General features: G+C 66.7%; 20 protein-coding genes. 10 read left to right on the top strand and 10 right to left on the bottom strand.

Annotated elements, in window-relative coordinates; all coding sequences use genetic code 11:
- The first annotated feature begins 22 nt into the window (after positions 1 to 22).
- The gene (locus tag Pla123a_RS02185) at positions 23 to 688 is read left to right on the top strand and encodes an ECF-type sigma factor (protein ID WP_146583885.1); all 666 of its coding nucleotides are present in this window, start codon (positions 23 to 25) and stop codon (positions 686 to 688) included.
- Positions 636 to 2441 (top strand): serine/threonine-protein kinase, encoded by a 1806-nt coding sequence (locus tag Pla123a_RS02180; RefSeq protein WP_146584258.1) that lies wholly within the window; start codon positions 636 to 638, stop codon positions 2439 to 2441. The genes Pla123a_RS02185 and Pla123a_RS02180 overlap by 53 nt, the downstream gene beginning before the upstream one ends.
- Before the next feature lie 164 nt (positions 2442 to 2605).
- Here the strand turns inward: Pla123a_RS02180 and Pla123a_RS02175 are convergent, their stop codons facing one another.
- The 4 genes from Pla123a_RS02175 to Pla123a_RS02160 all read right to left on the bottom strand — a co-directional run bounded on the left by Pla123a_RS02175 (position 2606) and on the right by Pla123a_RS02160 (position 7347).
- A complete protein-coding gene (locus tag Pla123a_RS02175) occupies positions 2606 to 3193 on the bottom strand; it encodes a hypothetical protein (protein ID WP_146583884.1) in 588 nt (195 codons plus the stop codon).
- Positions 3183 to 3692, bottom strand: coding sequence for an RNA polymerase sigma factor (locus Pla123a_RS02170; RefSeq protein ID WP_146583883.1), 510 nt, complete (start codon positions 3690 to 3692; stop codon positions 3183 to 3185). The genes Pla123a_RS02175 and Pla123a_RS02170 overlap by 11 nt, the downstream gene beginning before the upstream one ends.
- Positions 3693 to 3973: 281 nt before the next feature.
- Positions 3974 to 5329 carry a glycoside hydrolase family 5 protein gene (locus tag Pla123a_RS02165; protein WP_197527596.1) on the bottom strand — a complete coding sequence of 452 codons (1356 nt, stop codon included), beginning with the start codon at positions 5327 to 5329 and terminating at the stop codon, positions 3974 to 3976.
- 509 nt (positions 5330 to 5838) lie between these two features.
- Positions 5839 to 7347, bottom strand: a complete 1509-nt coding sequence (locus Pla123a_RS02160; RefSeq protein ID WP_146583881.1) for a hypothetical protein — start codon at positions 7345 to 7347, stop codon at positions 5839 to 5841.
- A 328-nt stretch (positions 7348 to 7675) separates the two neighbouring features.
- On the opposite strand from Pla123a_RS02160, the gene Pla123a_RS02155 reads away from it, so the two are divergent.
- On the top strand, positions 7676 to 8590 hold the full coding sequence (locus tag Pla123a_RS02155; RefSeq protein ID WP_146583880.1) for a phosphoribosylaminoimidazolesuccinocarboxamide synthase: 915 nt from the start codon (positions 7676 to 7678) through the stop codon (positions 8588 to 8590).
- A gap of 117 nt (positions 8591 to 8707) precedes the next feature.
- Here the strand turns inward: Pla123a_RS02155 and Pla123a_RS02150 are convergent, their stop codons facing one another.
- The 5 genes from Pla123a_RS02150 to Pla123a_RS02130 all read right to left on the bottom strand — a co-directional run bounded on the left by Pla123a_RS02150 (position 8708) and on the right by Pla123a_RS02130 (position 11749).
- Positions 8708 to 9193, bottom strand: a complete 486-nt coding sequence (locus Pla123a_RS02150; RefSeq protein ID WP_146583879.1) for a hypothetical protein — start codon at positions 9191 to 9193, stop codon at positions 8708 to 8710.
- Positions 9194 to 9348: 155 nt separating this feature from the next.
- A complete protein-coding gene (locus tag Pla123a_RS02145; protein ID WP_146583878.1) occupies positions 9349 to 9885 on the bottom strand; it encodes a hypothetical protein in 537 nt (178 codons plus the stop codon).
- 165 nt (positions 9886 to 10050) lie between these two features.
- Positions 10051 to 10614, bottom strand: coding sequence for a hypothetical protein (locus tag Pla123a_RS02140; protein ID WP_146583877.1), 564 nt, complete (start codon positions 10612 to 10614; stop codon positions 10051 to 10053).
- Positions 10615 to 10623: 9 nt separating this feature from the next.
- Positions 10624 to 11184: a hypothetical protein gene (locus tag Pla123a_RS02135; RefSeq protein WP_146583876.1), complete on the bottom strand. Its 561-nt coding sequence runs from the start codon at positions 11182 to 11184 to the stop codon at positions 10624 to 10626.
- A gap of 124 nt (positions 11185 to 11308) precedes the next feature.
- Positions 11309 to 11749 carry a hypothetical protein gene (locus Pla123a_RS02130; protein WP_146583875.1) on the bottom strand — a complete coding sequence of 147 codons (441 nt, stop codon included), beginning with the start codon at positions 11747 to 11749 and terminating at the stop codon, positions 11309 to 11311.
- Positions 11750 to 11990: 241 nt separating this feature from the next.
- Here Pla123a_RS02130 and aroC point away from each other — a divergent pair, with 241 nt between their 5' ends.
- The 4 genes from aroC (at position 11991) to Pla123a_RS02110 (ending at position 16398) form a co-directional block, all read left to right on the top strand.
- A complete protein-coding gene (gene aroC / locus Pla123a_RS02125; protein WP_231956298.1) occupies positions 11991 to 13172 on the top strand; it encodes a chorismate synthase in 1182 nt (393 codons plus the stop codon).
- Between the two features lie 316 nt (positions 13173 to 13488).
- Entirely contained in the window at positions 13489 to 14748 is a 1260-nt protein-coding gene (locus tag Pla123a_RS02120) for a hypothetical protein (RefSeq protein ID WP_146583874.1), read from the top strand.
- A 26-nt stretch (positions 14749 to 14774) separates the two neighbouring features.
- A complete protein-coding gene (locus tag Pla123a_RS02115; protein WP_146583873.1) occupies positions 14775 to 15536 on the top strand; it encodes a CPBP family glutamic-type intramembrane protease in 762 nt (253 codons plus the stop codon).
- Between the two features lie 262 nt (positions 15537 to 15798).
- Positions 15799 to 16398, top strand: a complete 600-nt coding sequence (locus tag Pla123a_RS02110; RefSeq protein ID WP_146583872.1) for a DUF2617 family protein — start codon at positions 15799 to 15801, stop codon at positions 16396 to 16398.
- A 100-nt stretch (positions 16399 to 16498) separates the two neighbouring features.
- Here Pla123a_RS02110 and Pla123a_RS02105 read toward each other — a convergent pair whose 3' ends face one another.
- Positions 16499 to 17269 (bottom strand): 2-phosphosulfolactate phosphatase, encoded by a 771-nt coding sequence (locus Pla123a_RS02105; protein ID WP_146583871.1) that lies wholly within the window; start codon positions 17267 to 17269, stop codon positions 16499 to 16501.
- A gap of 168 nt (positions 17270 to 17437) precedes the next feature.
- On the opposite strand from Pla123a_RS02105, the gene ubiE reads away from it, so the two are divergent.
- The 3 genes from ubiE (at position 17438) to Pla123a_RS02090 (ending at position 20083) form a co-directional block, all read left to right on the top strand.
- Positions 17438 to 18181, top strand: a complete 744-nt coding sequence (ubiE, locus tag Pla123a_RS02100; protein WP_146583870.1) for a bifunctional demethylmenaquinone methyltransferase/2-methoxy-6-polyprenyl-1,4-benzoquinol methylase UbiE — start codon at positions 17438 to 17440, stop codon at positions 18179 to 18181.
- 111 nt (positions 18182 to 18292) lie between these two features.
- Positions 18293 to 18940 (top strand): UbiX family flavin prenyltransferase, encoded by a 648-nt coding sequence (locus Pla123a_RS02095; protein ID WP_146583869.1) that lies wholly within the window; start codon positions 18293 to 18295, stop codon positions 18938 to 18940.
- Positions 18941 to 19087: 147 nt separating this feature from the next.
- Positions 19088 to 20083: a 4-hydroxybenzoate octaprenyltransferase gene (locus Pla123a_RS02090; RefSeq protein ID WP_146583868.1), complete on the top strand. Its 996-nt coding sequence runs from the start codon at positions 19088 to 19090 to the stop codon at positions 20081 to 20083.
- Positions 20084 to 20249: the final 166 nt, after the last annotated feature.

The following is a 20249-nucleotide window of genomic DNA, read 5'->3' as shown; positions in this document are numbered from 1 at the left end:
CCCATCGTGCCCGCCCCCGCTAATGCCCCGCTCGTCTGATGTCAGTCACTGGATCGACCTGGTGAAGGCGGGCGACTCGGCCGCGGCGTCGCGGCTCTGGCGGCACTACTTTGATCGGCTGGTGCGGGCGGTGCGCAGTCGGCTGCGGGGTCAGAACGCCGCGGTGTCGGACGAAGAGGACATCGTGCTGAGCGTCTTCGACAGCTTCTACCGGGCGGCCGAGGCAGGCCGCTTCCCCGACCTGGCCGACCGCGACGACCTGTGGCGGCTGCTGCTGCGGATGGCGGCCCGCAAGGTGGTCGACAAGCACCGGCACGACCAGCGGCAGCGGCGGGGCGGCGGCGTGCAGGTCCACTCGCTCGATGGGCCACGGGATGGGCCCGCCGGGGACGACTCGCTGGTCATCGAGGCGATCGGCGACGAGCCCTCGCCCGAGATGGTCCTGATGCTGCAGGAAGCGGTGGAGCAACTTTTTTCTCATCTGGGTGTCGGGCAGCTCCAGGAATTGGCGGTTGCCAAGTTAGCGGGGCACACCAACGCCGAAATCGCCGCAAAACTCGGCTGTTCCGAGCGGACGGTCGAACGCCGCCTGCACCTGATCCGAGAAAAATGCCAGCAAGAATTGGTCGAGAATGATGAGCATCCGCCAGAAGAAACTCCCGATCGCCTCCCTCGAGCGGATCGATGACCTCTGCGCCGACTTCGAGCGGGCGTGGCAGGCAGGCGAGCCGCGGCCGATCGAGGCCTCCCTGCCGGCCGACTCTACGACCGCCGACTCCCCGGCCGACGAGCGCGAGGTGCTGCTGGCCGAGCTGATCGTGCTGGAGGTCGACTACCGCCGCCGCCGCGGCGAGGCGCCCACCGCCGAGGACTACCTCCCGCGGTTCCCCGAGGCGGCGGCCGCCATCGACGACGCCCTCCGCGAGGTCCTGCCCGCCGGAGAGCAAGCGGCGCGGGCCCACGGCGGTGCGTTCGAGCCCCCCTCGGTCGCGCGGGTGGCAGAGCTGTTCCCGGCGCTCGAGATCGTGCGGCTGATCGGCGCCGGCGGCATGGGCGCGGTGTACCAGGCCCGGCAGCCGGGGCTCGACCGGCTGGTGGCGTTGAAGATCCTGCCCGAGGAGTTCGGGCACGACGTCAAGTTCGCGCTGCGGTTCACCCGCGAGGCGCGGACGCTCGCCAAGCTCACCCACCCGAACATCGTGTCGGTGTACGAGTTCGGCCACGCCGGCGACACCTACTACTTCCTGATGGAGTACGTCGACGGCTCGACGCTCCGCGAGGTGGTCCGGTCCGGCGGGCTGTCGCCCGAGCACGCGCTGGCGATCGTGCCGCACCTGTGCGACGCGCTGCAGTACGCGCACGACAAGGGCGTGGTGCACCGCGACATCAAGCCGGAGAACATCCTGATCTCGGCCGACGGGGTCGTGAAGATCGCCGACTTCGGCCTGTCGCGGATCCTGGGCGCCGACGCGCCGGAGGAGACGCTCACCGGCACGCACCAGGTGATGGGCACGCCGCGGTACATGGCGCCCGAGCAGCTCGAGGGCGCCCGCGGCGTCGACCACCGGGCGGACATCTACTCGCTGGGCGTGGTGTTCTACGAGATGCTGACCGGCGAGCTGCCGATCGGCCGCTTCGCCGCGCCGTCCCAGAAGGTGCAGATCGACGTGCGACTCGACGAGGTCGTGCTCCGCACGCTGGAGAAGGAGCCGCAGCGCCGCTACCAGCACGCCAGCCAGATCAAAACCGACGTCCAGACCATCGTGTCGACCCGTCGCCCCGACCCCGTCGCGACCGTCGACTACGAGTCGCCCGCCGCCGGCTCGCCGAGCACCGCCTCCCCAAGTTTGGCCGAGCAGGAACTGGCCGGCCGCATGCTGCTGACGCGGCGGCGGCTGATGGAGCGGATCGAGCAGTCGCTGCGGCCGCTATTCCGCTGGCAGCTGGTGCAGGTGCTCATAGGCATCGCCTTCATCGCCATCGGCGCCCAGTGCTGGGCCCGCAACACGAATGTGCCGCACCGCGTGTTCAACGGCGTGCTGCTGCACGTGTACGGCGTGGTGGTGATCTCGCAGGGGCTCTTGGTCTGCACCCGCATCAAGCGGATCGACTACTCCAAGCCGATCGCCGACATCCGCGCCAAACTCGACAGCGTGCGCTCGGCGTACCTGCGGGCGGGCGTCTTGATCGGGTTCATCTGGTGGCTGATGTGGATCCCGGTGGCCGTGTCGCTCGGCTTCGACGACGTGCTGCACCCGTACTCGCTGTACCCGTCGCTGGCCGTGGGCGTGGTTGGCTTCGCGGTATCGGTCTGGTGGTACCTGCGCATGCTGAAGTCCGATTCCCCCAACGCCGAGCGGAACCGCCGCAGCCTGGCCGGCAACAGCATCGCGTCGGCCTACCTGGCAATCGAGGAGATCGAGCAGGCACGGATCGAGTAGGCCCAATCGCGGACAGACGGTCGGACACCTGTCCGCGTGCAACTTCGCTTTTCACACCAACTTTTCGTGCTCTTTGTGCCTTTTCGTCGCTCAATCAAATGGCCACAAAAAGGCACGAAGAGGCACGAGAAATGTCGGGGCTCCTGGCGGTCCGGCGTCTGAGGTCACCCTTCGATGAGCTGGTCGCGCAGCTGCGCGAGCCGCCGCCGCTCGGGCTGCGTCTTGGTGCGGATCTCGCGCCCGATCTGCAGCCAGGTCAGGCCCATGCAGAGGCAGTAGGCCGGGATGAAAACCCAGTAGAACAGGTAGCGTTTCGAGTCGTCGACGATCAGCAGCCCGATCAACAGGCCGAGGCTGGTCGGGGCCCCGAAGCACCACAGGAAGCCCCGCATGCGGGCGATCTGGTAGTCGATCGCGGCGATCGACCGCTCGACCATCCCCAAGAGCGACGCGTCGTAGCGGACCTCCCGCTTCTTGCGGGCCACGCGGCCGGTCCACACGTAGGCCGCCGCCGCCAGGCAGGCGAAGGCGGCGACCAGCAGCACACGGTCGTGCCCCTGGAGCAGCGGGTCGCGCATGAACATCGCCGCCATGAACAACAGCGTGAGCGTCATCACCATCTCGGTCGCTCCAACGATCCGCATCAGCGAACGGCTGTCCGCCTTGATGCACTGCGTCAGCGCGTCCCGATCAAGTCGGTCCCCGGCGGGTTGTTGTGAATCCCAGATCGCCTGCACGTCGTCAAAGCTCATGATCGTCCCCTCGTTCCAGTTGATTTGTGAGCCGCTTCTTGAGGCGGTTGATCCGGACCCCGACATTGCTCTCGGAAATGCCGAGCGTCTCGGACATTTCGCGGTAGCTGCGCCCGTCGAGCACCAGCAGCGTGAGCGAGCGGTCGATGGGCTCCATCCGGGCGATCTGGTCGTACAGCCACTCCAGCCGCTGGTCGGGCGGCCCCGATCGCTCGTTCGGCGGCGGCTTGTCGCGGAGTTCGCGGACGCGTTCTTCACGCGACCGCTCCTTACGCGACCAGTTAATCGCCGTGTAGAACGCGACCCGGTACACCCAGGTCGACTCGGCAACTCTCGGCTGGTAGCCGGGGATCGACTTCCACAGCTGGAAGCTGATCTCCTGGATCAGGTCGTCCTGGTCGTGCGACGTCCGTGTAAACGAGCGGGCGACCTTGACCAATAGGCCCTCGTGGCGGTTCAGCCAGTCGTTCAGTCGCTCTTCCCGCTCCCGGTCGTGCATCCGCGTTCGCGTGGACTCAAACTCGAGTGTGTGATGAAAGCTCCTACCGCGCCGGCCTCTCAAGGGTCAGGCACGTGGGCAGAACACCCTACTAGTTGCCTGCGGACCGCAGTTTCTTACAAGCGATCTCGAGAAAGCAAAAAACGTCAGTGCAGCGAGGCCGCGAAGCACGCGAACACACAGCCTAACCGCCAGTTTTTGTGCCCTTTGTGCCTTTTCGTGGCTCTATCAAATGGCCACAAAAAGGCACAAGAAGCAGAGGCCTGGTAGAGGCTTCTCCGCTACCGCCCAGCGGACCGCGTGGTGAGCATCCGCCAGACGCTGCCTACGCTGGCGAGCACCGCCAGCGCGGCCTGCGCGTGCGCCTCGGGGACGACCGACGCGTCGCCGGGCGCCGCGGCCGCGGCGCCGTAGTTGCCCCACCAGGCGAAGTAGTCGTTGGCCGAGCCGGCGTTGTCCCGCCACAGCGTGTAGTCGGCCGCGTTGACCCGGCCATCGGCGTTGAAGTCGCCCGCCAGGCCGGGGCCGCCGGTCACGGCCGCGACGGTCCGCTGGTCGAAGACCGTGGCGGCGACGCGGTTGAAGATCCCCGAGCCGTTGGCCCCGGTGTGGCCGTTGTCCCAGTAGAACGGCGCGATGCCGAGGCTGTTGGCCGTGTCGACGATCAGCTTGTGGTACGCCTCGCGCGCGGCGAGGTGCAGCTCGAGCTCCTCGCCCACGAGGTCGGGGTTGCCGGTACGGTTCATGGCGCTGAACTCGCCGAGGATCACCGGCACGCCCTGGCTGACGAACTTGGCGTTCATCTTCTGGAACTGCGCCGCCAGGTGGGCCTCCTGGCTGTGGGTGGCGTTGCGGCCGGGCAGCGTGGTCGAGCGGTGTTCCTCGCCCCAGAAGTAGAACATGTCGCCCCAGTTCTCGTCCTGATCAAGGCCGGCGAACTGCCACGGGTCGTAGTAGTGGACCTCGATCGCCAGCCGGCCCTCGGTCGGGTCAGTGGGGAGGGTGTTCATGAGCTGGTCGGTCTTGCTGATGTCGGTCCGCGGACCCTGCACGACCAGCCAGCGGTCGGCGTTGGCCCCCCCCTGCCCCCGCACCGCGTCGACGAAGGTCTGGTAGTAGTGGGTCAGCGTGGTCATCTGCGCCGCGTTGTCGACATTGGGCTCGTTGGCCGCGGCGAACAACAGCCGCTCGTCGTAGTCGGCAAACGTGGTGGCGATCTGCGTCCAGTAGCTGGCCATCTTGGCGTCGATGGTCGGGTTGACCGCGGCGCCGATGTTGTTCTCTAGCCAGCCGCCGTCCCAGTGCGTGTTGAGCACCACGGTTAGGTCGGCGTCGATGCACCAGTCGACCACCTCCTTGACCCGCGTCATCCAGGCGGCGTTGATCTGGTGGGTTGATTGGTTGGCGTGGCTGTCCCACGCCACCGGCAGGCGGATGGTGTTGAACCCGGCGTCGGCTGCCGCGTTGATCATCTGCTGAGTCGCGGCCGGGGCCCACGACCCCTCGCCACTCGGGGGCTCGAGCGTGTTGCCGAGGTTCCAGCCGTAGGTCGGCGTCGGGAACTGCGCCGCGAGGTTCCCAGCAGACAGCACGAGGACCGCGGTCGCTGAGAAGAAAAGGCCGGTGCGATTCTTCACGCCTGGAGCTCCTGTTCCGAAGAGATAAGCCATGAGTCCCATCAGCCTACGCGCCGCGGCGCCCCGAGCGGAAGCAAAAAGTGCGGAGGACGAGAAGTTTGCAACCGACCGCCGGCCGAGCCTGCCATTTCTGCGGCCAGCAGGGTTCTCAGAGTCTCGCCACTTGGTTGTCGAAAAGAGCCACCCCGTCCGTTCCAATACAGGATCGACGCCATTCCCCAGGGTGTGCGCGCCGGCGGCGCTAAACGACCAGCTGCGGAGATTTGTCCCCACGAGTGCGCAACAACGGACAAAAGTCGCCTGGTGACAAGCGTGCGGCATCTCATTACGTGTAGCCGGCAAACAACTTAGCGAGACGCGCGGCGCACACAGGGCCCGACTTTTGTCCCTATAAACCGATGTCGACAGCAGGGAAAAAAGTCACCGCTGCATTCCAGAATCTGGAATAGAGAGCCATCGGTGACAGCCGATGGAGCAGCACACCGGCTCCCCAGCTACGCCAGGTACAGCTAAGCCAGATACTGGCCGCGAAGTTCGGCCAGGGCGGCGGCGGCCGGCTTGGCGACGCCGGCGGCGTCGACCAGGCCGCCGTGGGGCAGCTCGTGCGGGACGTCGTCGCGGAGCTGATTGTAGATCACGACCTGCACGCAGTTCTTCGCCAGGAACACCGGCAGGCACGACTGGATCCACTCGGCCTGCGAATCGGGGGACGGGAATGGCGGGGCGTCTGGGTTGCCGCTGGCTTGCAAGGCCTTGACCTTGCTGACCGCCTTGGGGTCGGGGCCGGCGCCGCTGGGGAGCGTCAGCATCACCAGCAGCGGCAGCTCGAGCCGCAGGCTCCAGTTGTCGAGCAGCTGGCTGTACGCCAACGGGCTGCGGGGGGTGGTGCCGTTGGGGAGGTAGCCGATGTTCAGCTCGACGCCGAAGCCGGCGATGCCGAGGTCCGCCCGCTCGAGCGCGTCGGCGAACTCGATGGCGGCCAGGTCGGCCGACTCCGAGGCGAGCGACTCGCCCCACGGCTGGTCGAAGCAGACGGTGACCGGCGTGCCGGGGTCGAGCTCGCGGACCCGCCGGACCGCGCGGGCGACCAGCTGCAGGCGTTGCTCGTCGGTCAGGCCGAGCACGCGGCTGCGGTTGACCCGGCCGGCGACGTTCCACAGGTTGACGCGGCCGCGGTAGCGTTTGACGCACGCCTCGACGTGACCCAGCATAAGCGAGGCGAGTGTGTCGCCCTCGCCCTCGAACAGGTAGGCCCACTCGGGGACGCGCGAATCACAGAACTCTAGCAGCGGCCCGAGGCTGACCCGGCGGCGGTTTTCCTGGGCCCACTTGACGGTGTCGTCGATGGGGGACCATTCGCGTTTGGCCTCGGTCGGCTCGACGTCCTTCCAGCCGCTGGGGATCGAGATAATGCTGAACGGGTCGAGCTGCTCGCCGTAGCCGAGCCCCTTGCCGGGGTCGGGGGGCGCGGCCATGCGGACGCCGAGCAGCGTCGGCAGGCGGGCGCCGTTGGCGGTGCGGACCGACAGCGCCTGCTCGGCGTAGACGTCCGCCAGGCGGAGCGACGCGGCGGCGCCGAGCGAGATCGCCTCGATCGCCTTCGCGACCGCGGCCGGCGGGTCGGCCTGCATCACCGCCGAGCGGCTGAAGGCGGTGGTCGCCTCGGAGATCAGGTTGGTCAGGTCCTCGGGCGCCTTGAGCCCGAGCATCTGCCAGGCGGCCAGCTGGTTGCGGACGCGGAACACGATGCCGCGGGCGAGCTCGACCTCGAGCTGGTAGGGGCGTTCGCGCTCCATCAGCGTGGTGGTGTTGATCATCCACACGCCGTGCTCGTCGAGCACCCAGGGGACGCACAGCGCGCCCGAGGCGTCCTCGCGACGTTCGATGTGCAGCATGTCGCCGGCGAGGTGCGCCCGGCCGTGGTACGGCAGGTCGTCGGGTCCGGCGAGGTACACGCGTTTGAGGTCGGGGTCCGCGATGCGTTCGGGGCAGCGGACGTTCAGCCGCATCAGTCCCATGGCGTGCTCCCCACGCGGTCGGCGGCGCCGCGTCCTCCGCGGGGCGGGTTGCCCAGCAGCCGAGGGAGATGAGATGCCGGGATCGCCATGGACGCCTCAGAAATTGCCTACGACCAACGCTTGCCCCCAACGCGGCCCAAGAGTAGTTGGACGCTGGTGTCGGACGCCCGTCAGCCGCGTCCAAACATTGATTCTAGGTTGCGGCTACGGCGGCAACAACCGTTCTTGCCCGCCAATCGCCGACGCTGGGCGGCCCCCCCGGCCCCGCGGTATACTCCGCACGCCCCACCGGCCCGCAAATCCCACCCACGCAATTCGACCGATCGCTATGCCCGCCGACTGCCTGCTGACCACCGACCTCCCGCACTGGCCCGTCCGACGGGGCAAGGTGCGGGACGTCTATGACCTGGGAGACGGGGACCTTGGAAACGGGGACCTGGGCGACCGCGTGCTGCTGATCGCCACCGACCGCCTCAGCGCCTACGACTGGGTGCTGCCAACTGGCATCCCCGACAAGGGCCGCGTGCTCACCCAGACCAGCGTGTTCTGGTTCGACCGCGTCGGCATCCCGCACCACCTGATCACCGCCGACGTCGACCAGATGCAGCTGCCCGACGATATCGACCGCTCGCGGCTGGCGGGCCGCACGATGCTGTGCCGCAAGTCACAGGTGGTGCCGTTCGAGTGCGTGGTCCGCGGCTACCTGTCGGGCTCCGGCTGGAAGGAGTACCAGCAGTCCGGCACGGTTTGCGGCGTCCAGCTGCCGCCCGGCCTGCAAGAGAGCGACAAGCTGCCCGAGCCGATCTTCACGCCCGCCACCAAGGCCGACGAGGGGCACGACGAGAACGTGCCGTTCGAGCGGATGGTCGCCGACCTCGGCACCGAGCTAGCAGAAGAACTGCGTCGGAAGAGCCTCGAGATCTACACGCTCGGCGCCGAGTACGCCGCCGAGCGTGGCATCCTGATCGCGGACACCAAGTTCGAGTTCGGCCAGCAGGGCGGCCAGGTGATCCTGATCGACGAGGTCATGACCCCCGACTCGAGCCGCTTCTGGCCCGCCGACCAGTACGAGCCGGGGCGCGGCCAGAAGTCGTTCGACAAGCAGTACGTGCGCGACTGGCTGAGCTCGACCACTTGGGACAAGAACAGCGAGCCCCCCGAACTGCCAGCAGAAGTGGTCGCCGGCACGCGGGCCAAGTACATCGAGGCTTATGAGCAGCTGACTGGGGAGGAGTTTGAGTAGCAAGACAATAGTCGGCGACCTACGCGTCGGCGGTTGCTCCCCCACGAAAGCAGATTTTGCCCCGCTAAGAGAGATCCGCCGAGGAGTAGCTCGCCGGCTATGGGAATCGCTGACCGGTTACTGATAGCGCCCCTTTTGTTCGTCCCACTTCCAGCCACGGTGCGACGGCAGATAGTTATGCAGCAGGTGCGCGAAATGATTGCGGTCTTTGACTTGCTTGCGCGACGCGCTGTCAGAAAGCCACTGCTTGCGGTCAGAGCCTTGCTGCAGGGCTAGCGTGATTGCCTTCTTGACGCTCGAGCGGTTCTGCAGCCAAGTGCGTTGTTCGCTGGCCCAGCTCACGAGGGCGTGGACGTGCGTCGTTTCAGTGGCGATCGAATGAGCGGTGAGATCAACACACCGGGCGGCGTTCAGCACGGCCTCAATTGCAACGAGTTGGCGTTCGCCATCGAAGACGACGGCGTCAGCCGTCATGGCGTGTCTGTAGATGCGACCCATTTCAACATCCTGAAAAAGCAAACCTCGCTTGCGTTGAACGTACCCTTCGCTCCGATCCGGCAGCCACGTGCCGTAGGCGTGGTAGGTGAAGAGAAAACAGGGCATGGCCCTAGCATAGTCACGGGCAAACACAAGTGGAGATTCCCCAAAATAGCCGGCGACCTACGCGTCGGCGGATGCTCCCCCACGAGAGCAGAGTTTGCCCCGCTAAGAGAGATCCGCCGAGACGTAGCTCGCCGGCTATTGATCGGGGTCGGTGGTCAAGCGGGGCGGTGGATGCTCGCCAGGAAGGCTGCTCCGGCGCCCTTCACTTTCACACGTGCGGGAGTCACTTCGACAATGGTTGGCCGGCCGCCAATCCACTCCCCTGCCAAGCGGATGCCGTAGAGCGTCGAAACTAACAAAACGATCGCGACGGCCAGTGATATTACTAGGCCCACATTCCCCGCCTGGATTGCCAGCGTCACCACAGGCCCCATCTGCAGCAGCAGTAGGATGAGCAGGGCCGTCGCCGGAAGTGACAGCCGGCGGATCCACTGACGCTTGTGGTGCGTGTCGCAGTAGTACCAGAGCAGAGAAACGGAGACCAACCCTTTCATCGTGACCCAGCCGTCGCGCCGCATCCGATGCCGGCGGGTCGCGGGCTGGTTGCACACGAAGCACCTCGCAGGCAGTTCTGACTTGGGCGCCGTGACGACCAACCCGTTGCGACTGAAGGCGTCCCACACGGGCGGATCGCCAGGCTCGTCCTCTGCCAGGGGCGACGCGTACGGGTTGTGGTCGGCGGATTCGGTCACAATCTCAACTCAGCAGCGAACAAGAGAATCATTCGATCCCAGTATACGCCCGTAGCCCCCGGCTCTGCCGGGGATCGCATGATAGGCAGGCCAGCCTAGTAAGTCGTCCCCCGGCAGAGCCGGGGGCTACGAGTCAAACGCGGCGCGCATCGCGATGGCGAGCAACTACGACGGCAACTTATGCACAACCCGGAACCCCTCGGCGCCGTCGGTCAGGCTGTCGAGGAACGGCCGGCCGGCGTGTTTGAGGTAGGCGGAGCCGTTTTTCACGCGGACCACCTTCGGGAGCTTCAGATAACCTTTCGTCAGCCAGAGGGATAGCAGTGAGGCAATCACCATCGTCAAGATGAAGACGGGCATGAAAACCTTCGGCACGCGTTCCAACCAATCTTCCTCACCAAGAATGTAGTCGTGCAGCGCGGACGCGAGGAAGATTGCAGGGTAGGCAATACCAATCGCAAGGCCCGGCCATGCCTGCCGATTGAGCTGACGCTTGTGGGCCTGGCAAGTGAACCACTGCACCTTGGCGCGTCGGAGTCCGGACCAAGAGAACCACCAGTACCCGGCAGTCGGGCGAGAGTCCCCCGCGGCGGCGTTGCAGTACACACACCGCGGCGGCAGCGAGCACATGGGCGGGGTCACCAGCAGCCGGTCGTCCTTGATGTCCTTGGAGGGCAGAACGTCGGGCTGCTCCTCGGCCGTTGGCGACGCGTACGGGTTTTCGTTCATCGCCAAGACCTATGGGATTTTATCGACCACCAGGTACCCCTCGGCCCCGTCGGCCAGGCTGTCAAGGAACGGTCGGCCGGCGTGCTTAAAGGCGACCGCGTCGGGTTCCGCGCGGTCGACCGTCGGGAGGGTGAGCACTTCGTGTTCTCTGCGTCGCGACCAGTAGTGTGCCACCAGAACGAGCGCGATCGCCACACCGAACCCATAGGCGCCTAGAAAACCACTAACGCCCGCTGGCAGATAGTCGATCCCATTCGCGACCACGATGAAGCCCGCGAACCAGACCAACCAATTCCACCACGAACGCTGCTGACGCCGCACCTGGACATCATGCAACTCACAGGCGTACCACTTGATCGAGATGCTGAACACGCCCCAGAAGTAGAGCCACCAGCGGTACCGCAGCCGGTGCGACTTGGTGGCGGGCTGGTTGCAGAATACGCACCGCCGCGGCAGCTCGCACACAGGAGGCAAGATGATCAGCCGCTTGTCCTTCAGCTGCTCGACCTCGCTGGGGGCTTCTTCGGCCGTTGGCGACGCGTAAGGGTTGAAGGGTTGTTCGGCTTCCATCGCTACAGATCACCACAATAGCCGACGGATTACATCCGTCGGAGAATCACCAGGTCGGTTTCTATGCTGAACAACTCCACTTCAGAATACTTAATCGCCGCCGTGTATTGCATGCTGACACCAGCTACTCGTAGATTCCAAGTTTTCGGTCCCACTTCAGGCCCCGGTGTCTAGGAAGGTAGGTTTGCACTAAGTACTCAAAGTGTTGCCGATCTTTCACCTGGCGGCGCGAAGCGTCTCGGGCAAGCCAACGACGCGCCGAAAAATGCAATCTCAGTTCACGCCGGACTCGGCCGCGCAGGCTATTCGAAACACCGATGCGATCCCGCTCAGATCTCCAGCTTGCAAGCACATGAAAATGCGTCGCCTCTGTCGCGATCGAATGAACCTCAACTTGAATGAACGGCGCCGCGTCAAGCACGGCCTCGATAATTGTGCGTTGCTCAGGAGCGTAGAAGTCTGCCGCGTCTTCGCTGGCGTTCGTCCGATATTGGTCCGCCATGCCGAGATCCGGCGGCAGGACTCCTCGCCGGCGGCGAACGTACCCGTCTTCGCGGTCTGGCATCCACGAGCCGTAAGCGTGGTAAGTGAACAAATAGCAGGGCACGCACGCTTCTCCGGAGGGGCCAGATTGCATCCTGCGGATAAGCACCGAAAACGACACTATAGCCTGCGAGTCTTACCCGGGGCCTCCGATGGATGTAATCCATCGGCTACTGGGCATGCGGCGTCAACGGGACAGACCGCTGAAAAAACAGGCAAAAACCGCTCCCGATAGTCGAAACCGGCCCCGCTAAGTAAACTGAATGTTTCTCACCAACCCGCTGAACCCGCTCCCCTACCCTGCAATGCTACGCTACTGGACCGCCGGCGAATCCCACGGGCAGACGCTCATTGCGCTAGTCGATGGCTTCCCCGCTGGGGTGAAGATCGACCCCGAGCCGATCAACAACGAGCTCCGCCGCCGCCAAGGGGGCTACGGGCGTGGCGGGCGGCAGCGGATCGAGACCGACCAGGTGCAGGTCCGCACCGGCATCTGGAAGGGCGAGTCGCTCGGCTCGCCGATCGTGCTCGAGGTCCCCAACCGCGACTACAAGCTCGAGCGGCTCGAGGACCTGCCCCGCCCCCGGCCGGGACACGCCGACCTGACCGGAAGCATCAAGCACCTGGGCGGCATCCGGCCGATCCTCGAGCGCTCGTCGGCCCGCGAGACCGCGGTCCGCGTCGCCGCGGGCGGTTTGGCAAAGCAGCTGCTCTCGCAGTTCGGCATCGAGGTGGTTGGCTACGTCGTCGAACTCGGCGGCGAGAAGATCGACCCGGTGACCGGCCCGATCGACAAGCTCCGCGAGCTGCGCGACAGCAGCATCATCTACTCGCTCAACCCGGCGCAGGACGCCGCCTTCAAGACCCTCATCGACAAGACCCGCAAGGCGGGTGACACGCTCGGCGGCATCATGGAGGTCCGCGTCGAGGGTCTGCCGTTCGGCCTGGGGACCCACGCGCAGTGGGACCGCAAGCTCGACGGCCGCCTCGCGCAGGCGGTGATGGCGGTGCAAGCAATCAAGGGGGTCGAGATCGGCCTGGGCTTCGAGGCGGCCCGGCTGCCCGGCTCCGAGGTGCACGACCCGATCGAGTACGACCCCGCGCAGCGCGACACGCCGAACCTCGGCTTCACCCGGCCGCGGAACAATGCCGGTGGGCTCGAGGGGGGCATGACCAACGGCCAGCCGCTGGTGATCCGCGCCGCCAAGAAGCCGATCAGCACCCTTGCGAAGCCGCTCGGCAGCGTCAATCTTGAGACAAAAGAGCCGCAGGAGGCAAGTTACGAGCGATCCGACGTCTGCGCGGTGTCCGCTGCTAGCGTCATTGTCGAGAATGTGGTTGCCTTCGAGATTGCCGTCGCATTGGTCGATAAATTTGGAGGCGACAGCCTGCGCGAGATGCAGGCCCGCTACGACCTCTTCCTCCAGATGGCTCGCGAGCAGTAGACGAGCGGCAACGACCGAGGTAGGGGCGTCGGCACGAACCTGCTGGGTTGGGCAGGAATCGGGGACTAGCTCTCGACCGCACGAGATCGCATTGGCTGCGTTCTGACGCTGCTGCGGTCGAGTGCCTGTCCCCGTTTCCGATGCCTGCAAGTGGGGTCGAAAAAGGGGGACAGGCACGACGCTTGCGCTCCCCCGGCGTGGGATCCAACCGGCTCGACGCACCGAGCTAGTCCCCGTTTTTCGACCAGCAGCCCGGTGGGAGAGCGCCTAGGAACTTGGACTCGATCGCCCGCCTCCGACCGCCGACCCTGCTGCTTTGCTCCACCAATCGACCAAACGCCGGCTCTGCCGGGCGCTGTTTCTGCTGGCTTGCCTGTTGCCGACCTTCGCGGTGACCGGCGTTATCGCCTGGCGGCTGCGGCCCGACTACTCGCACAAGCAGCTAGCGGACCTCGCCGCCGGGCTCGGCGTGCGGGTCGAGTGCGGCCAGTGCTACACCCCGCGTCCCGGCGAACGGCGGTTCGCCGACCTGCGGGTGCTGCACCCCGAGACCGGCGCGCTGATTGCCACGCTCGACACGCTGCGGTGCGCCGGCACGGATGAGGGGGTCGTTGGCGTGGCGGGCGTGCTGACAATTGAAGTCGGCAAGCTGGCCGACGCCGGGCGGGTGCTGTGCGACTCGCTCCGCGGGGTCACGGCAGGCGTCGCGTCGATCACATTCGCCGAGGTCCGCTGCGGCAACCAACTGCTAGCGGCCGACGCACGGCTGACGTCCGAGTCACCAGTCGCCGACCGCCGCGTGTGGAGCCTTGCCGAGGAGGCCGCCGATGGGCGGCGGTTTCAACTGGTCCGCAACCGGCAGCTCGACCCGCCCACCACGCGGCTCACGCTGGAGACCGGCGCCGCGCCGCTCGCTTGGGGCCGGCTCGCCGGGCTCACGCCGCTGCCGGCCGCCCTCGGCCCCGCCGCGACGTTCGCCGGCAAGCTAACGCTGGACCTCGAAGCGAACCACGGCCAGCTCCAAGGCGGCTTCAACGGCGTCGACCTCGCCGCGTTCACCCCCCCCGAGTCCGGCCTGCACACGCACGTGCCGGCCCGGCTCTACGGCGTTGACCTCGCCTGGCAGGCGGGCCGGTTCGAGCGGCTCGACCTGTGCGTCGAGGCCGCCGCCGGCGAGGCCGCGTGGCCGTTCGCCGACCTCGCCCGCTACCAGCTAAGGTGCGTGCTTACCGGGCCGATGCTGACCGCGGTCGAGGAAAACATCCGGCTGCAGGCGTACCCGAACACCCCGCTGGCGTTCGACGCGCTGGCGTTCCGCCTGCGGCTCGACGGCGCCGGCTGCCGCGTCCTAGGCCTGCTGTCGCCCTCCGCTGGCTTTGACCAGAACTGCGTGATGCAGCGTCAGGGGCAAACAATGCTGGTCGCCGACGGCGAACACGCCCAGCCACTCGACGCCCTACTACCGCTGGTCCAAACGCCCGGCGTGGGGTCGCCGTACGCGTGCCCGCGGGCGGTGGAGCTGCTCGCGAAGCTGCCGACGCAGGACCCGACCAACGCGCCCGCGCTGCAACGGTGACGCTCCACCAGCCAAGGAGCCCCACCGTGAAGCTCGACTCGGCCGCCTTCCGCCGCTACTGGAACGAGACCCGCCGGCCGCTGGTCTGCCTGCTGTTCGTGGCGCCGCTGCTCGCGCTGTACGAGATCGGCGTGTGGACCTTCCCCGACGCGCCGCGCAACGGGGCCGACGTCTGGATGCGGGGCTGGCTCGGCGTGTTGGGACTCGGAGGCGGGCTGGTGCTGCCGGCAGTGATTGTCGGTGTGCTGTTGGCGTGGCACCACGCGTCGCGGCAGCCGTGGAAGACCCCCCGCGGCGTGCTGCCCGGCATGGTGGGCGAGTCGATCCTGATCGGCCTGGCGCTGCGGGGGCTCGGGTCGGCGTTCGCGCCGCTGCTGTCGATGACGTTTTCGACGGATCTCTCCACGGCGGCGCCGGGCGACAAGCACCGCATCGCGATGGCCGCCGGCCCGGTGCAGCGGTTCTTTGAGCAGATCATCGAGTTCGTCGGCGCGGGCATCTACGAGGAGACCCTCTTCCGCCTGCTGCTGCTGCCGGCGTTGATGGCGATGTTCGCGTACACGCTGCCGCGGCCGCGGGCGATCGCGTTGGCGGTGGCGGTGTCGAGCCTGCTGTTCGCGGCGGCGCACCACGTCGGCGCGTATGGCGAGCCGCTCTACCTGTCGGTGTTCTTGTTCCGCGCGATCGCCGGCGCGTTGTTCGCGGGCATCTTCCTGTACCGCGGCTTCGGCGTTGCGATCGGCGCGCACGCGGTGTACGACATCCTCACCGGCGCGATCGCCTGGTGAACTGGGAGAGGCGGGTTTCGGCGCACGCGGCGAGAGCAAATCGGGCGCGGATTGCAACCCCACCGATCGGGCGGCCGGGCGCGTTTGCTTAGCGCTCAACTGGCTCTATGATTGCCGCAGTGTCAAGTGGAAAGAACCGCGTTTAAGAACATAAATAATCGACCTTTGTTCGCTCTCCATGGCGCGAGTATAATTGGGGTGTCGACGCGGTTGTCGCGGCGACTCAACCCTCGTGTGACGTGTAGCGGAAGAGGACGGATTCGTGCTATCAACACGGCCCAAGATTGCAGAGCTCACCTTCCAACTTTACGGGAGGACTCTGCACCCCGAACTCTTCCAGACCTACAAGAGCCGCACGGTTAAGCGGGGCAAACCAGGTAGCAAGCCGGCCGATGGGTCCGGCAGTGGCTCGGCCAGTGAGCCGGGCGGCGGCTACGAGGCGAAGCTCTCGATCACCAGCGCCGGCCACGCGATCGAGTGGCGCTACGACGGCCTGGTTCTGACCGAGATCGCCACCTCGGCACAGGACCTGCTGCCCGAACGCCGGCGGCTGATGTGCCACTCGCTCCGCGGCGAGCAGAACGACCAGGTCGAGTGCCGCGGCGGCGTGACCTACCGCGTCAACTTCTCGCTCGAGTCGGTCGACGCCAAGGCCTTCTACACCTTCCAAAACGAGATCATGCTGGCCGGCGCCAAAGAAGGCATGCTGCACCAGTTCGACTCCAGCGGCCGGTTCGGCCTCGGCGCGCTGAGCTACGTGAATGTCCAGTCCCGCGACCGCTCGATGCTGGTCCAGGCGCTGCACACCTTCCCCGACGACTACGCCATTGTGAAGACGCAATCGGTGTTCAAGCTGCCGTAGTCAGCAGCCGCATCTTCTAACGGCGCGTTGGCATTTAGCGCCGCGGCTCCGCCGCGTTCTTGCTCAGCACCACGGCAACGCTCGGCGGAGCCGCGACGCTTCAGACTGCCCGGACCTTCCCCGACCGCGCATCGTACGAGGGAACCACCGCCGCCGAGTCACGCGTGGCGCACAGCGCCAGGTCGGACTCGAAGCCAAGGTTCACCAGCGTCTTGCCGTGCGGCGTGTCGCGGAGGTCGACCGCTAGCTGCTCGTCGGCGTTGCGGCCGGCCGAGCGGGCCGTGTTCAGCAGCTCCTGCCACTCGCCGCGGGCCGACTCGGCGGCGTCGTTCAGACGCCGGGCCGGGCGGTCGTTGTTGGTCACCTCGTAGGCGATAGCGCCGGCGGCCAGGATGTCCTCCCGCGAGACATGCCCGTTGGTGCCCGCACACAAGAGGTGCAGGTCGACGTCGTGCGAGAGCGATTCGACCAGCGCCGACAGGTTCGCCAGGCAGCCGACCACTACCTTGGCGGCCAGGCGGGCGTGGTGCAGCGCCCGGGTGCCGTTGCTAGTGGTGAACAGGATCCGCTTGTCGAACACGACCTCGGCCGTATAGTCCCGCGGAGAGTTCCCCAGGTCGAAGCCGTCGATCCGCTCGCCGCCGCGTTCGCCCCCCAGCAGCAGGCCGCAGCGGTCCTGGCCCTCTGCCGCCCGGCGGAGGTCGTCGACCTCGACAAACGGGGTCACCTCGCGGGCCCCGGCCGCCAGGGCGTGGCAGATCGTCGTGGAGGCCCGCAGCAGGTCGATCACTACCACCGTGCCGCCGACAAAGTCGTGCTCGGCGACAAACTGCGGCAGGTAGTGCACCGAGAGATCGGGGAGCGCCGTCATCGATTGGTTCCGTTCCGTGCAGAAAAGCCAGCGAACCTGCGTGGCGACAAACTGCGGAGAGACGAGCGCCGCCGGTTGCACAACCGCCCGCTGTGCGGGTCTACTTGGAGCAGCATAACGAATTCCCGCGGCCCGTGCCCGGAAACCCCTTGCCTGAAAAAGACCACAATGACAGAAGCCGTCGCCCCAGGCGACGGCGTGGACAAGTCGAACGACCGCGTGCGGCGGATGTTCGGTGAAATCGCGCCGCGATACGACCTGCTCAACCACCTGCTCTCGCTCAACATCGACCGCTACTGGCGGCGGCGAACCGTGCGCCTGGTCCCCCCAAGTGGGGAGGCGCCGGTCCTCGACCTCTGCACCGGCACCGGCGACCTGGCCCTCGCCTACGACCGCGCCGCGGGGGGCCGCCTGCCGGTCACCGGTTCGGACTTCTGCCCCGAGATGCTCGCCATCGCCCGTAAGAAGGGCGAGGCCCTCGGCGTCAACGACCACGTCGAGTGGGTCGAGGCCGACGCGCAAAACCTGCCTTTCGCATCCGACGCGTACCAGATCGTCAGCGTCGCGTTTGGCCTGCGGAACGTCGCGGACACGGACCAGGGGCTCCGCGAGATGACGCGGGTCTGCCAGCCCGGCGGCAAGGTGGCAGTGCTCGAGTTCACCACGCCCCGCCGCCAACCGCTCCGCGGGATGTACGGCTGGTACTTCCGCAACGTGCTGCCGCGGATCGGCCAGGCGCTGGCGCGCAACAACAGCGCCGCGTACGAGTACCTGCCGCAGAGCGTCGGCCAGTTTTGCGAGTACGAGCAGCTGGTCGAGCGGATGGAGTCGGCCGGCCTGAGCGGCGTGAAGTTCTACCCAATGACGTTCGGCGTCGCCACGCTGTACGTCGGCACGAAGCCCTCTACCTAACCCCCCAACCTAGCGTCGGCCGCCAGGCCGAATCTCCCTTATCGAACACCGACATTGAGCTGCTCCGCGAGCTGACGCTCGCGGCTCTTGGAAGATGCACCGGCGGAGCCTATGACCGACCAACTCCCAATCATCCTCGGCGTGACCGGCGCCAGCGGCGCGGTGTACACGGTGCGGCTGCTCGAGGTGCTGCTCGCCGTCGGCCGCGACGTGCACCTGGCGGTCAGCCCGTCGGGCGCGGCGGTAGTGAAGCAGGAGCTCGGCTTCGACCTCGACCTGAACAAGCTAACGGCGGCCGACCTGTCGCCCGAGCGCACGCCGCTCTTGGCCGATCGGGCCGAGATCGCCGACCCGGCCGACAAGCCGGGCGTGCTGCACTACCACCACTACCAGGACTTCATGGCCCCGATCGCCAGCGGCTCGTTCCTGAGTGGCGGCATGGCGATCTGCCCCACCAGCGGCACGACACTCAGCGCCATCGCCGCCGGCGCGGCTGGCAACCTGATCCAGCGCGCCGCCGAGGTGCAGCTCAAGGAGCACCGCAAGCTGGTCCTCGTGCCCCGCGAGGCGCCGATCTCGCTGACGCACATCGACAACATGCGCAAGGCGACCGAGGCCGGCGCGGTCGTGCTGCCGGCCGCCCCCGGCTGGTACCACGGCGTCGAAACGATGGCCGACCTGGTCGACTTCGTCGTCGCGCGGATCTGTGACCAGCTCGGGGTGCGTAATGCCTTGATCAAGCGTTGGGGAGAAGAATAACCCTGCGGCAGTTCTTCTTAGCCTCCGGCGGAAGCCGGAGGTTTCACGCTCGCTGCCGCCAAAGCAGTAACCACTACGATCGGCAAACCCACGGCTTCCGCCGTGGGCTACTCCGTATCGACAACCATCGCGATTCGCTCACGCTGAATGCTGCAAACTGCCAAACACCTGCTGTCGCTGATCCGGTTTAGCCACACAATCTTCGCGCTGCCCTTCGCGCTGCTGGCGGCGCTGATGGCTTGGCACTACCAAGCGTTCAGGCACGTCGCTTACCTCGGCCCAGGCCCGAAGCTTGTTTACTTGAATCCCCCCGGTTCGGATCCGGTTGTTGAATTCGCCCCGTCCAACCTCGCAGCCATGCTCGACGTCCGCTGGCAGGAACTCCTCGGCATCCTGCTCTGCATGGTGTTCGCCCGCTCGGCGGCGATGGCGTTCAACCGGCTGGTCGACCGCCAGATCGACGCCGGCAACCCGCGGACGGCAGGGAGGCACCTGCCGGCCGGCATCCTGAGCGTGACGCAGGTCACGGCGTTCGCGGTGCTCTGCTCGGCCGGTTTCGTCGCCAGCACGCTGCTGTTTCTGCCGAACTGGCTCCCTTTCTATCTGAGCGTGCCGGTCCTATTGTTCCTATGCGGGTACAGCTACACGAAGCGGTTTACCTCGCTGGCCCACTTCTGGCTGGGGGCGGCGCTGGCGATGTCGCCGCTGGCGGCCTGGATCGCCATCCGCGGCGAGGCCGTGATGCAGAACCCGCTGGACCTGCTGCCGGCAGCAACGCTCGGCGCCGGCGTCCTGACGTGGGTGGCGGGATTCGATATCCTATACGCGTGTCAGGACTACGACTTCGACCGCGGGGCGGAGCTCAACAGCATCCCCACGCGGCTCGGGGTCCCCGGCGCCCTGCGGCTGGCGGCCGGCTGTCACGCGGCCACGGTGCTCCTGTTAGCCCTGCTGCCGCTGGTGTACCCACCGTTCGGCTGGCTGTACGGGATCGGCATCGCGGCGGTCGCCGTGCTGCTGGTCTACGAGCACCGCCTGGTGAGCCCCGACAACCTGGAAAAAGTGAACCTCGCGTTCTTTAACGTGAACGCGGTGATCAGTCTGGGGCTCTTGGTGGTGGGGGCGTTAGACCTGATGGTGTGATGGAGAAGGAGCCCACCCACCTAGGGCGATGCCCTAGGCTACGATGAGGTTGGCCGTTGGCCAACACGCGACGAAACCAACCCTAGGCTACGATGAATGTCGCCGTTGGCGAATGATCGGCGCCGCGACACGATCCCCCGCGGCGAATCCGCAATCCGAAATCCCC

Origin of the sequence: Posidoniimonas polymericola (assembly GCF_007859935.1) — a bacterium.
GTDB lineage: Bacteria > Planctomycetota > Planctomycetia > Pirellulales > Lacipirellulaceae > Posidoniimonas > Posidoniimonas polymericola.
Note: the sequence above shows the minus strand (reverse complement) of the source record. Positions and strands in the feature narration are given on the sequence as shown.

Excerpts from the sequence above, each read along its gene's own strand:
- Pla123a_RS02160 (WP_146583881.1), bottom strand. The coding sequence starts at position 7,347 with ATGGGACTGATGCGGCTGAACGTCCGCTGCCCCGAACGCATCGCGGAC.
- Pla123a_RS02170 (WP_146583883.1), bottom strand. The coding sequence starts at position 3,692 with ATGCACGACCGGGAGCGGGAAGAGCGACTGAACGACTGGCTGAACCGC.
- Pla123a_RS02135 (WP_146583876.1), bottom strand. The coding sequence starts at position 11,184 with ATGGAAGCCGAACAACCCTTCAACCCTTACGCGTCGCCAACGGCCGAA.
- aroC (WP_231956298.1), top strand. The coding sequence starts at position 11,991 with ATGTTTCTCACCAACCCGCTGAACCCGCTCCCCTACCCTGCAATGCTA.
- Pla123a_RS02185 (WP_146583885.1), top strand. The coding sequence starts at position 23 with ATGCCCCGCTCGTCTGATGTCAGTCACTGGATCGACCTGGTGAAGGCG.
- Pla123a_RS02180 (WP_146584258.1), top strand. The coding sequence starts at position 636 with ATGAGCATCCGCCAGAAGAAACTCCCGATCGCCTCCCTCGAGCGGATC.
- ubiE (WP_146583870.1), top strand. The coding sequence starts at position 17,438 with ATGACAGAAGCCGTCGCCCCAGGCGACGGCGTGGACAAGTCGAACGAC.
- Pla123a_RS02090 (WP_146583868.1), top strand. The coding sequence starts at position 19,088 with ATGCTGCAAACTGCCAAACACCTGCTGTCGCTGATCCGGTTTAGCCAC.
- Pla123a_RS02150 (WP_146583879.1), bottom strand. The coding sequence starts at position 9,193 with ATGCCCTGTTTTCTCTTCACCTACCACGCCTACGGCACGTGGCTGCCG.
- Pla123a_RS02105 (WP_146583871.1), bottom strand. The coding sequence starts at position 17,269 with ATGACGGCGCTCCCCGATCTCTCGGTGCACTACCTGCCGCAGTTTGTC.
- Pla123a_RS02095 (WP_146583869.1), top strand. The coding sequence starts at position 18,293 with ATGACCGACCAACTCCCAATCATCCTCGGCGTGACCGGCGCCAGCGGC.
- Pla123a_RS02175 (WP_146583884.1), bottom strand. The coding sequence starts at position 3,193 with ATGAGCTTTGACGACGTGCAGGCGATCTGGGATTCACAACAACCCGCC.
- Pla123a_RS02140 (WP_146583877.1), bottom strand. The coding sequence starts at position 10,614 with ATGAACGAAAACCCGTACGCGTCGCCAACGGCCGAGGAGCAGCCCGAC.
- Pla123a_RS02130 (WP_146583875.1), bottom strand. The coding sequence starts at position 11,749 with ATGCCAGACCGCGAAGACGGGTACGTTCGCCGCCGGCGAGGAGTCCTG.
- Pla123a_RS02155 (WP_146583880.1), top strand. The coding sequence starts at position 7,676 with ATGCCCGCCGACTGCCTGCTGACCACCGACCTCCCGCACTGGCCCGTC.